The sequence below is a fragment of the Dictyobacter formicarum genome, assembly GCF_016587435.1.
Genome location: NZ_BNJJ01000001.1, coordinates 584801 through 596594 on the forward strand (window position 1 = coordinate 584801; position 11794 = coordinate 596594).

Annotated in this window: 11 protein-coding genes; 8 read left to right on the top strand and 3 right to left on the bottom strand. The window is 45.7% G+C overall.

Translation table 11 applies throughout. From position 1 onward, the window contains the following. The first annotated feature begins 674 nt into the window (after positions 1 to 674). A complete protein-coding gene (gene fxsT / locus JMI88_RS02295; protein ID WP_201360121.1) occupies positions 675 to 3203 on the top strand; it encodes an FxSxx-COOH system tetratricopeptide repeat protein in 2529 nt (842 codons plus the stop codon). Between the two features lie 91 nt (positions 3204 to 3294). Here the strand turns inward: fxsT and JMI88_RS40495 are convergent, their stop codons facing one another. The 3 genes from JMI88_RS40495 to JMI88_RS02310 form a co-directional block, all read right to left on the bottom strand. Beyond that, a complete protein-coding gene (locus tag JMI88_RS40495) occupies positions 3295 to 3702 on the bottom strand; it encodes an ATP-binding protein (protein ID WP_201360122.1) in 408 nt (135 codons plus the stop codon). Between the two features lie 515 nt (positions 3703 to 4217). Continuing rightward, the gene (locus JMI88_RS02305; protein WP_201360123.1) at positions 4218 to 4748 is read right to left on the bottom strand and encodes a winged helix-turn-helix domain-containing protein; all 531 of its coding nucleotides are present in this window, start codon (positions 4746 to 4748) and stop codon (positions 4218 to 4220) included. A 50-nt stretch (positions 4749 to 4798) separates the two neighbouring features. Next, entirely contained in the window at positions 4799 to 5104 is a 306-nt protein-coding gene (locus tag JMI88_RS02310; RefSeq protein WP_201360155.1) for a DUF5372 family protein, read from the bottom strand. An 843-nt stretch (positions 5105 to 5947) separates the two neighbouring features. Here JMI88_RS02310 and nusG point away from each other — a divergent pair. From nusG to JMI88_RS02345, 7 genes are all read left to right on the top strand, one after another. Further along, positions 5948 to 6580: a transcription termination/antitermination protein NusG gene (gene nusG, locus JMI88_RS02315; protein WP_201360124.1), complete on the top strand. Its 633-nt coding sequence runs from the start codon at positions 5948 to 5950 to the stop codon at positions 6578 to 6580. A gap of 97 nt (positions 6581 to 6677) precedes the next feature. Beyond that, positions 6678 to 6887: an MbtH family protein gene (locus JMI88_RS02320; RefSeq protein ID WP_201360125.1), complete on the top strand. Its 210-nt coding sequence runs from the start codon at positions 6678 to 6680 to the stop codon at positions 6885 to 6887. 79 nt (positions 6888 to 6966) lie between these two features. Beyond that, positions 6967 to 7281: a hypothetical protein gene (locus JMI88_RS02325; protein ID WP_201360126.1), complete on the top strand. Its 315-nt coding sequence runs from the start codon at positions 6967 to 6969 to the stop codon at positions 7279 to 7281. An 88-nt stretch (positions 7282 to 7369) separates the two neighbouring features. After that, positions 7370 to 7705, top strand: coding sequence for a hypothetical protein (locus tag JMI88_RS02330; protein ID WP_201360127.1), 336 nt, complete (start codon positions 7370 to 7372; stop codon positions 7703 to 7705). 14 nt (positions 7706 to 7719) lie between these two features. Next, positions 7720 to 9066 (top strand): NAD(P)/FAD-dependent oxidoreductase, encoded by a 1347-nt coding sequence (locus JMI88_RS02335; protein ID WP_201360128.1) that lies wholly within the window; start codon positions 7720 to 7722, stop codon positions 9064 to 9066. Positions 9067 to 9358: 292 nt separating this feature from the next. Then, a complete protein-coding gene (locus JMI88_RS02340) occupies positions 9359 to 10498 on the top strand; it encodes an acyl-CoA dehydrogenase family protein (protein WP_201360129.1) in 1140 nt (379 codons plus the stop codon). 85 nt (positions 10499 to 10583) lie between these two features. Beyond that, positions 10584 to 11759: a macrolide family glycosyltransferase gene (locus tag JMI88_RS02345; protein ID WP_201360130.1), complete on the top strand. Its 1176-nt coding sequence runs from the start codon at positions 10584 to 10586 to the stop codon at positions 11757 to 11759. The last annotated feature ends 35 nt before the right edge of the window (positions 11760 to 11794 follow it).

The window sequence follows — 11794 nt, forward strand, 5'->3', positions numbered from 1 at the left end:
GAGCAAGTTTACATTACCGAATTCACAATCTAGCTGTGAAATTCATCGGGATCCCATCTTAACGATAGAGCTGCTCAATTGCTTATAATATTGCTCAATAGTGTATAATATCCGCAGTAATATAAAAATATGAGTCACCCCAAATTTTGAAACTGAAGCTTCGAGATGACTCATTTTCTACCAAAGCTAACGACAGCGATGTTTAAGACATAAAATCAGTCTGGTCTGGAGGAGGCGGGCCGCACAATTCTGCACATCTACCATCAGAATCGGCAACAATCAACTGTGTAGCAATTGGTTGCACGCCAACGTTAGCGCTATTAACAAACGTCATCCCCATGAATGTAAATGCTAACAAGGGCATTAAAAGGGACAGGGTAGAGAAAGTCATCGCCACCCTTTTTTGCACTAAATTAATATGTTCCAATATAAAAACCCTTCTTTCAATGGAATAGCGTAGTTTCGCAAGCTGATGCAAAACTACTTAAACTATACCATACTTGAACGTAAATTCAAGCATTTCACCCTTAACTTGTGTTCTCTTCCGTCAAAATCACGACGCACAGAAGTGCTGCTACAGTATTATAAGAGCAATACTACATATCAGAAAAGTGGATGGCCAAACGTATAAGATGATGTGTACGCTCTAGTAAGCCAAAGGGTAGAAGTAATACATGAACAACAAATCTCTATCTTTTTCCAGTTTTGGAGAAACGCTCAAAGCAACTCGCAAGCGCAAACGGCTGACACAAAAACAATTGGCCCAAAGAATCGGAGTACACTACAACACGATTTCCTCGTGGGAATTGGGAACTTACTTGCCGGACACACGGGGATTGGTCTTAGAACTAGCGCGTCACCTGGATATGGATGAACTAGAAACTCGGCAATTGCTAGAAGCGAGTTTGACTGCACTTTCACCCTACTGGAGTATCCCCTATCAGCGCAATCCATTCTTCACAGGCCGAGACTGTATTCTGCGCCAGATCTACGATAGCCTGCACACAGATCAAACAACCTCTGGTCAATCGTGCACAATAAGTGGCCTGGGAGGCATCGGCAAAACCCAGACAGTCATCGAGTATGCTTACCGGAATGCGAACGAGTACTCTGCCATCTTCTGGATTGGCAGTCAGACTTTTGAAAGCATCGTTTCCTGCTTCGTCACCATTGCGGATGTACTCAATCTGCCAGCCAGGCAGCAACAAGAGCAGAATCGCATAGTTGAAGCCGTTATTCGCTGGCTTAACAGTCACAACCAATGGCTGCTCATTTTTGACAACGTTGAGGATATCGCACTGATAAAAAATTTTTTGCCTGCCGCTCGGCACGGCTCGCTCCTCTTCACATCCCGCAGGCAAGCTTTTAGCATCACTGCACAGGTGTTGGACCTGAAACCGATGGCGCAGGAGGAAGGGATTCAGTTTCTACTGCGTAGATCCAGACTATCTGAATTAACGACACCCCAAAAGTGCCTTGAGCCAGGTGATGAGGAGATCGTGCGTAAGATTGTGCAGGACATGGATGGATTTCCTCTCGCACTCGATCAAGTCGGATCCTATATTGAAGCTACCCATTGCAGCCTGTACGACTATCTACGGCTCTATCAATCGTCACAGATACACCTACTTGACGAGCGTGATGCCTATGATGACCATCCAATGTCAGTCACCAGAACCTTCACTCTCGTATTTGAACAGCTCAGGGAAAGCAGCGCACCAGCAACTGAGATGCTAACGGTATGTGCCTTTCTTGCCCCTGAAGCGATACCTGAAATGTTCTTCCGAGAAGGTGCACGGTATCTTGGATCCACAATTGAGGCAATATCTACCGATCCCTTCGCATTTGAATCAACCATCAAAGTGCTATTGACCTATTCCTTGCTCCAGCGCAATGCACACACACAAACGCTGATGATTCATCGGCTCGTACAAACAGTACTCAAAGGGCATCTGATAAAGGCAACCCAACAAATGTGGGCGGCACGGATAATAAATACCATGAACAATCTTTTTCCTTCAGAGGAGATGACGCAGGCCAACTACTGGCAAGATTGTGAGCGGCTATTACCTCATGCACTTGTATGTATTACATTAAGCGAGCAGTACAATAGCGATCACATTGTGCGCATTACGTTAATGAATCATGTAGCAACATACCTGGTAAATCGTGCTCATTATGCTGAGGCAGAGCCACTGCTACGACGAGCATTAGACTATGGCGAGCAAGCACTTGGTACGAAACATTTCACCATAGCCGAAACGCTCTACAAACTGGGCCTGCTCTATCTCCAACAAGGGAAACATGAGCAGGCTGAACCGCTTTTACAGAGAAGCTTGAGTATTCGAGAGCAGGTTCTAGGTACGGAGCATCCACAGGTGGCGATCTCTCTTAACGGACTAGGTACTCTCCACTTGCGACAAGGAAAATATGAACGGGCCGAATCTTTCTATATACGAGCGCTGAACATTCAAAAACAGGCATTAGGCGCTGAACATCCCCAACTGGCAACCACGTTAAATGAACTGGCTATTGTTTATGGAGAGCAAGAAAAATATGAACAGGCCGAGTCCCTCTATATGCGAGCGCTGAATATTCGAGAACAGGCATTAGGCACTGAACATCCTCAGGTAGCTACATTACTCAACAATATGGCGCGTGACTATAAAGAGCGGGGGGAGCCCGACCGTGCGGAACTCCTCTTCCAGCGTGCCTTACACATCTGGGAACAACATCTGGGCGAAGAGCATCCACGTGTCGCCTATCCTCTTAACAATCTGGCGGAACTCTATAGAGAACGGGGAGAGTTTGAGCAAGCGGAACTCCTCTTCCAGCGTGCCTTACACATCTGGGAACAAAGACTAGGACCTGAGCATTTCCTGGTGGCAGATCCGCTTGATGGACTGGGCATCCTCTATAGAGAACAGGGAAAGTTTGAGAAAGCCAGGCTTTTTTTTCAGCGCGCCCTACACATTAGAAAACAAACCTTCGGCCCACGGCATCCGTCCGTCGCTGATAGCCTATGTCACCTGGCACGCTTTTACCAGATGCAAAAACAGATAAAAGAGGCAAGCTCATTATATAAACAAGCGCTGGCTACGTATAAACGAACACTTGGACCTGAGCATCTAAAAACGAAAACAACACATAGCGTCTATCTGCAACTTTCATGCCAACAATCATCAGCTCCTCTATCACAGTAATTTTTTGCCTATCTACAAAAATATCTGTCATATATGATTACACATCATCACGATCATATATGCAGGAATAGAGCAACAAAGAACGCGATAGTCAGTATGGAATGAATAGTATGTATCGTTTTGGGCAGGGGCTTTTTGCGCAATGCAGAAGTGTACCACAGCCACGCTCCCAGCATGACCCCTCATCAACACGACTTCGAAGATATATTTTGCCACCATGTTTTTTTACCACCCACTCAACGAGAGCCAATCCTAAACCACAACCACTTGAAGACGTCTTGAAAGAAATTTCTTCTACAGTTTGGGAGGATGGGCGCGTAGGATCAATACGGTAGAAGCGCTCAAAAATATGAGGGATGTGTTCCTCTGCAATACCCAGCCCATCATCTTGCACTCGTATCCATCCCCACTTGCATCTCTCGATACCGCTTTCAATATAGACTCGCGTGCCAATCCCCGCGGTAGATTTCAATCCATTCTCAATCAGATTGGTAAGCATCGAGGCAAGATACCAATGATCTCCATTTACCAGCAATGCTGGTACCGTTCCAAGTGCCAGTTCTATGCCATATTCATATGCCAGAGGTGCCAGGCGCTCTACAACATCGAGGATTACCTCACTGACATCGATGGGGTTATTCGAGTCTATAGCTTAAGCTCGTTTGCCCAATACGCTGTGCTGTCTGTGTCATCAAGTGCACAGGGTGCATGGCCTTCGTGGCCAGCCAATAACCACTAGCCGTTACAACCAGAAGGATAGCTATTCCCATAAAAAGCATCTGCAAAGCAATTTTATAAAAATCTACATGATCGAATGGCAACGTCTTTTCAAGTGTGCTATAGATAATCCTCCATAGAGCAAAAGAATAATAGAAGTCATCAGGGTATACCAGCCAGTCAATCGGACACGCACACTTCTGAGTTGACCAGCCACTCTCTTAGAAAAGCGGTGGTAAATGCCTTCGCGCAGTACCTCATTATTCCTCAACATGAATGTTTTGTCCCTCCCATGAATTAACGCTGATCACATGTGCGCAAGCGGTATCCGACACCACGTATAGTCTCGATTAACTTAACCTCGAAAGGATCATCTATTTGATTACGCAAACGACGTATACAGACCTCAACGGCATTGAGGGTTCCGACAAAATCATAGCTCCAGATATGATTGGCAATCATTTCACGCGTCAAGACCTGATTTGGGTGTCGCATCAAGTATTCGAGGACCGAGAAAAGCCTGGCCGTCAATTCAATTGGTTGTTTCGCCCGCTCGACAATATGCATGGCAGGATCCAGAGTCAGGTCTGACACACAGAGAATTGCATCTTTCTGCGTTGCCGTTCTGCGTAGGAGAGCACGTACACGCGCAAAGAGTTCGGTGAGTGCAAATGGCTTCACCAGGTAATCGTCAGCACCACTATCGAGCCCCCGTACACGCTCTTCCACTGTATCGCGGGCTGTTAACAACAGCACCGGCGTTGTGAAACTTCTCCTTGATAAGGTCCGCGACGGATTCGCCGTGGGAAGAGCAGATGTGACGAACATACAAACACGCGAGACGCGTAAGATGATGGGCTGCCACCTGATGAACCATATCAGCGATCCTCCTGATTGTGAGCTGGTTTCTGTCTAAGGAGTTGCACGAGCTGTTGCAGATCTTTCAAACGTAGCACAGCATTGCCATCGGCAACAACCAGAAAAGGATCGGGCAGGGCGAGACTGGTCCAGGCCAGGGGAAGAGAGCGCATCTCTTGTGTTTGTGGATGAGAAAAGAAGACACGTTCCTCTCCCCGGGCGACTCGTTGTGAAAGCAGAGGAAAGGATTGTCCACAGAGAGGATGAAATGGATGAGTAATGGTAAAGCAATGCTCACTACTCGAGTTATCAGGTGTAGTTGACAGTTCGTTCTCAAGGCCCCGTGGAAGGAGCTGTGAACAAAATTAAAACGCACAAAAGGCTCATATATGGACGCGCAAGCTTCTCTCTGCTCCGCAAAAAAATGCTTCACCAAAAAGTTTCATGAGCCAGTATACACTGGCGCTAACAGAACCTCAGTTCCACAAGGAAAAGCCTCTTTGTAGCCTCTCTCTAGCCTCCTCAAAGTCTTTAATAGCCCCTTGAATTTCCTGGGGTAGCCGCTATAGAGCCGTTTCTTTTTCTCTGGTTTCCTTGTACACTCACTACAGGAGATCTTGGAAGGGAAAACCAACCAGTGATACATATGTGCTGTCATAATCTACAAGGTCCTACGGTGCTATAGAACATATAGTTAGCAGGAGATGCATCACCAGTCTCGTCCTATTTTGTTCGTTGTAGCGTATGCTCCGACAAAAGTGAAGAGAATAAAATAACACTTTTTCTTGTCTGAATAGAAGAGTCAGGCATGTGGCGGAGCATGTCTGCCATAGTATGGCAACGTTTCATACCTCTCATTGAAACCACGAAGTTCCGCATAAACAGAGACCGCAGATAAACCCTGATGACCTGTAGAGCTTTCATAGACACCTCAGTTAAGACAACTTCTACAAACTGTATGCACTCCCCTGAGGAGACAGCTTGCATTGTGCAGGTAACACTCCTTTCAGAAAGCGCATCAGATTGGAAGTTGCGTTGTGGGCTATTTGTTTAGCATCAAACAATTGCCAGTTTACCCTCAAAGATACGATACAGAGGTTCCTGCGCTACAAGACTGAGGTCTCGACAGCAGGAACACTATTCCATTCAATTTTCAGTGAGGATTCATAATGGTAGATACTGATACAAATGGAGTTTTATATACTTCTATGTTTTCTGATCATTCTCCCTGGTATGTCATTCATTGCAAAGTTGGAAGGGAAAAATATACCTCAGAAATATTGCGTTCCAATTTAGGGCTCACTGCTTTTTTGCCTGTGAAAAAAATCTGGAATAAGGGGGAGATGCGTCATATCCCATTGTTTCCTGGCTATTTTTTTCTTCAAGCTGATTTGCAACGTACCGCGCTTAGCCATATCCACAGGAGTCCTGGGGTTTTGCATCTTTTGACTTCTGGTGGTAGCCCACAAAAGGTGCCCTTTGATCTCATCGAAACACTTATGACAGAAATAAGCAGGTTGAATGATAACAGTATTGTTCCCTTTCAGCCAGGCGACAATGTCTACATAGTGGATGGGCCGTTGCATAACCTGGAGGCAGTATTTATCGGACCAACGACACCCCGTAAGCGTGTGCAGATATTGCTCAATCTGCTTGGTCGCCTTACGAAAACGGAAGTTGCGGTGAGTGCTCTTAAGAAGAATACAGAAGAGTGCAAAATAGTCAATACACATTTTGATAAAAAACGTTACACGAGAGGAAAGGGCAGAAAAACATATAATCATGTTAAAAGAATAAAATAAACATGTATATCATGCTCATCACAAGCTAACATTTTTGCAAATGTAGCAGTGATCTATGACGTTTAATATGTGAAATTACCACAAAAAGGAGATATCGATGGAGGAAGAAGACAAGACAGTATATACCGTGGTCATTAATCACGAAGAGCAATACTCAATCTGGCCAACCGGTCGGGAAATGCCCCTTGGCTGGCGTGAAGTTGGGAAAAGTGGGCTAAAACCTGAATGCCTGGACTACATCAAAGAAGTCTGGACAGACATGCGTCCATTAAGCCTGCGGAAACACATGGAAGAGCAGAAGCAATAAAACAATGCACGATTGCAAATTTTACATGCTAAAACTGCATTGATAATTTTTACGATCAATACATAAGGAGGATTTACAGATGCGCAAGTATTGCAAAGCATACCACATTAGCGAAATGAGACAGTTTGTCAATTGGAAAGAAAAACAGGAGGAGGGCGAGTCAGAGCTTGCGGACGATGCGGTTGTCTATTTATGGGATGACTTCACCGTTGTGAGAAGCCCTATCATTCCTGATAAAGGCCTGATATTTGACGAAATAACCGATGAATGGAAAAATTTTTGCCAGACGACCCTGAACTTTGCCATCCCAGAGGACCTGCGTTATGCCTATGAACAAACCCAGGCAGAAAATAATGAGCAAAGCGGGGTTGTAGAACAGGCTTCTACACGGTAGATAGCGGAATAGAGAGACTCTTATCACCGCATAAGAGGAAATATGATTAAGCAGGCAGATGTAGAAATACCTTCAATGGGAGATATTTATGGATGAGCTCGTACAGCGGCTTTCTCAAGGAGAGCATCCCGTCACGGTAGGTGGTCCCAAACCTTCGCTCGAAGAGTTGCAAAAGCGCGTTGGGGATATGGGATATGTATTCATCAAATTTACAGGAACGCGAGGAGGGACTGACCTGGGAGTACGCGTAGATAAACAGGCTACAAACTTGAGCCAGGCTAATTTTGCCCAGGCCAGTGGTATTGCACATATAGAAGGAACACTTACCTTGAACTATGTCAAAGTGCGCTGCGTAGCCGATATCGATCTGGCGACATTAAATGGTAATGGGCACCTGGCAGTCCTTGAGGAAGTTCATTTATAGGGAGGGAAAGCTGAATGACTCAGCTTGATTTTGATATTGGAATCATCGGAGGAGGGCCAGCGGGAGCAGCGACCGCAAGCTATTTAGCGCAAGCAGGACTCTCTTGCGTGGTGTTTGAACGAGATTTATTTCCTCGACCTCATGTAGGCGAGTCATTGGTTCCGTCCTCCACACGTGTTTTCAAAGAGATAGATTTTCTACAAGAGATGGAGAAGTCCGGCTTTCCTCGCAAGTATGGTGCAGCCTGGACGACAGCCCAGCAGGGCCCTATTTATTCGCATAAATGGGAAGGGATGACTCTAGACCAACAGGTAGATTTCCGCTTTGAAGAACGAGAACAGCCTGGTGTAGACCAGAACTATACCTTTCATGTTGATCGAGGCAAGTTTGACTTGATGTTGCTACAACATGCGCAACGTCTAGGAGCCACGGTCTATGAAGGTGTGCAGGTCCAGCGAGTAGATTTGAATGACCCCGAAGCTGTGCGTATCGGTTTTCATATGGGACACCAGGAAATCACCACGCGGGTGCGTATGGTAGTAGACGCCAGTGGACGCCGCGCCTTACTGGGGAAACAGCTCAAGTTGCTTGTAAAAGATCCCATTTTTGACCAATACGCTCTGCATAGCTGGTTTGAAGGCTATGATCGTGCCGCATTAGTCAAACACAAACAACAGGGTGACTATATCTTTGTTCACTTTTTACCACTGACCAATACCTGGATGTGGCAGATCCCTATCAGCGAACAGATAACGAGCATTGGTATTGTTACACAGAAAAAGCATTTTGCCCAATCAAAGCAAGAACGCGAAGCATTTTTCTGGCAATGTCTAGAAAGTCGGCCCGATCTGGCAGAGGGGCTGAAGAAGGCCAAACAACTCAGGCCGCTCAAAGAAGAGGGTGACTATAGCTATGCAATGCAGCAAATATGCGGAGATCGCTTTGTGCTGGTAGGGGATGCAGCTCGTTTTGTAGACCCGATCTTTTCAACCGGAGTGAGCATCGCGCTCAATAGTGCGAGATTTGCCAGCCGGGACATTATTCAGGCGGCAGAGACTGGAGACTTCAGGAAGCAGCAATTTTCTACCTTTGAGACAACGATAAGACGAGGGACACACAACTGGTATGAATTCATCTCAGTCTATTATCGCTTGAATGTCTTATTCACTGCGTTTGTACAAGACCCACGCTATCGCCTTGATGTCTTGCAGCTACTACAAGGGGATGTGTATGAGGAAGAAGAACCAGAAGTGCTACGCTTAATGAAAATGAAGGTCAAAGAAGTAGAGGACAATGAACAGCATTTGTGGCATCGGTATCTGGGAGAACTGACCGCTTCTGCGTTTAAACCCACTTTTTAGCTCCTTCCTGATGGGTTGCAAGTATTTCAGTTGTTGATATTGAAAAGAGTACGGCTCTTGTATCTAAACTCTCGCAAGTAATTCATCCATAGAATGGAACGCCCGCTTGCTTTGCAGGGGAACAACACATATGTGTTGCCTTATCCTTTATATGCGCATGATCTCATGACTCAAAGCATGTAGCGCATTCATCTTTCAGAATCCGCATTCTAACATGAGTTCTCTATCAGATGTATTCGCAATAGATTTCTAGCAATGAATTACTTACGCCCTACTCTTCCTGGAGTTTGAAATGGATTTCTCCTGGACAAATGATCAAAACATGCTCTACAACACGATATTGCATAGCTTGCAGAAAGACTCAGGTGATAAAGAGCCACAACATAACTCTTTCTGGACACGTTCTCAATGGGAACGATGTGGCGAACTCGGGCTATTAGGTCTATGCGTGCCAGAACAATATCAAGGACGCGGCTTAGGGGCACTAGATACTTCACATGCAGTCGAAGCCTTCGGACGTGGTTGTACAGACATGGGGCTCGTATTCTCGGCAGCCGCACATCTATTCGCTGCAACGATGCCAATTGCTGAATATGGAAACGAAAAAACGAAAGAGAAATTTCTGCCTGGTCTCTGCTCAGGCAAGTTGATCGGCGCGAATGCAATCACCGAGAAAGAATCTGGCTCCGACGTCTTTGCGCTCAAAACTGCCGCGGTCAAGGATGGTCAATCTTATATCCTGATGGGAACCAAGAGCTTTGTCAGTAATGGGCCTGTCGCGGACCTTTTCGTGGTCTATGCGCTGACCAATCCCGCTCATGGCTATCTGGGCATTACAGCTTTTGTGATAGAGAAGGGAACGCCAGGGCTTCATGTAGGTGAGCCACTACAGAAAATAGGTTTGACAAGTACGCCAGCAAGTCAGCTCACCCTGGACCAGTGCCGGGTTCCTCTCAGCAACAGGTTAGGTCAAGAGGGGCAGGGGTCACAGATCTTCAAACAGTCGATGCAGTGGGAGCGTGCGTGCCTATTTGCCTCGTACCTGGGCCAGATGGAGCGACAACTTGAAGTATCGGTAAACTACGCAAAAACACGGCGTCAATTTGGCAAGCCTATCGGCAAAAATCAAGCCATTGCGCATCGCTTGGCTAATATGAAACTGCGTCTGGAATCAGCTCGTTTACTGCTCTACCGTGCCTGCTGGCGATTTGACCATAATGAAGATGCAATGCAAGATATCTCGCTGGCAAAGCTGGCTATAAGCGAGGCAGCCATTCAAGGCGGGTTGGATGCAATCCGTATCCACGGCTCTGCCGGCATAGATGTCGAAGCCGGTATTGAGGTTATGTTACGAGATGCTCTCCCATCCATAATCTTCTCGGGGACAACCGAAATGCAACAGAATATCATTGCAAATTCGCTGGGGCTGTAGCAATATATCCTGCAGCTTAAAATCTTGTACAGAACATTTGCTAGAAGTAGGATGCATTTTAGTAAAATCTATAGGGAAGGTATACATGGCAAAAGTACTTTATTTTGGAGTACCACAATATGGTCATATTCATCCCACACTGCCTCTTGTTCGCGAACTTATAGACCATGGTGAAGACGTTCTATATTATCTTGTCACAGATCAATTCAAACAATTAGTAGAAGACACTGGCGCGACACTAAAGCTCTATCAACGACCACCGATACAACCGGGCCTTTCATTTAGCGCAATGCTGGTCGAACATATGAGCCAGATGATTGCCCAACTACTTGAAGAAGTGTGTGCAGAACGTCCAGATTATATAGTATACGATCCATATTGTACCCATGCTCGTCTGTTGGCTCAGATCATACAGGTTCCTGCCATCATTGTCATTCCGCATATGTTTTATAATGAACATGTGATTCACCAACTGGATCAGAACCTGATGCGTGGAATTCTCCAACTATTTGCAGAGAATGAGATGAATGATTTCCAAATGGCCCTGGAGCCATTATGTGCGAAATATCATCTGCAAACATTTAGTCTTCCTAGCATTAAGACACATGCAGAGCCGCTCAATATCTCTTTTATACCTCGTGAACTGCAACCAGCAGAAAAAACCTTTGACGAACACTTTCTCTTTGTCGGTTCATCAATCGCACCGAGAAAGGGAGAGCCTGCGATAACTCTTCCCCAACACACTGATCTTCCAGTTCTCTATATCTCGCTTGGTACTATTATGAACAATTGGAAAGAGTTTTATCTGGCTTGCTTTGAAGCATTTGATGGACTACCAATCCAGGTCATTATAGCGATAGGACCGAAAGTGAGCCAAGACACACTTGGCACTATTCCTGAAAATATTAGCTTATATCCTTTTGTACCGCAATTAGAAGTGCTTTCACAATGTAATGCCTTTATTACTCATGGTGGCACAAATAGCGTTGTTGAAGCCCTCTATTATGGTGTACCATTGGTTGTCTTGCCACTAGCATCAGAGGATGAATTTGTGAATGCAAAACGAGTACAAGATCTGATGTTGGGCTTAGCTATAGAAAAGCCACATGTCTCAGCAAGCTCGCTACGGGAGTCCGCCATGCAGGTTCTTCATGAGAGAAAGTATAAAGAGCAAGCGCTGCTCATGAGCGACAAAATTAAGGTTGCTGGTGGCTATCGTGCCGCTGCCGCTGCCATACTTAACCATGTATCACAGAAATAAAACAGCGCTAGAGACCAGGGATACAATTTGCGGTG

Coding starts and splice junctions, on each gene's coding strand:
- fxsT (WP_201360121.1), top strand. CDS start 675: ATGAACAACAAATCTCTATCTTTTTCCAGTTTTGGAGAAACGCTCAAA.
- JMI88_RS02305 (WP_201360123.1), bottom strand. CDS start 4,748: ATGTTCGTCACATCTGCTCTTCCCACGGCGAATCCGTCGCGGACCTTA.
- nusG (WP_201360124.1), top strand. CDS start 5,948: ATGGTAGATACTGATACAAATGGAGTTTTATATACTTCTATGTTTTCT.
- JMI88_RS02325 (WP_201360126.1), top strand. CDS start 6,967: ATGCGCAAGTATTGCAAAGCATACCACATTAGCGAAATGAGACAGTTT.
- JMI88_RS40495 (WP_201360122.1), bottom strand. CDS start 3,702: ATGCTTACCAATCTGATTGAGAATGGATTGAAATCTACCGCGGGGATT.
- JMI88_RS02335 (WP_201360128.1), top strand. CDS start 7,720: ATGACTCAGCTTGATTTTGATATTGGAATCATCGGAGGAGGGCCAGCG.
- JMI88_RS02345 (WP_201360130.1), top strand. CDS start 10,584: ATGGCAAAAGTACTTTATTTTGGAGTACCACAATATGGTCATATTCAT.
- JMI88_RS02320 (WP_201360125.1), top strand. CDS start 6,678: ATGGAGGAAGAAGACAAGACAGTATATACCGTGGTCATTAATCACGAA.
- JMI88_RS02330 (WP_201360127.1), top strand. CDS start 7,370: ATGGATGAGCTCGTACAGCGGCTTTCTCAAGGAGAGCATCCCGTCACG.
- JMI88_RS02340 (WP_201360129.1), top strand. CDS start 9,359: ATGGATTTCTCCTGGACAAATGATCAAAACATGCTCTACAACACGATA.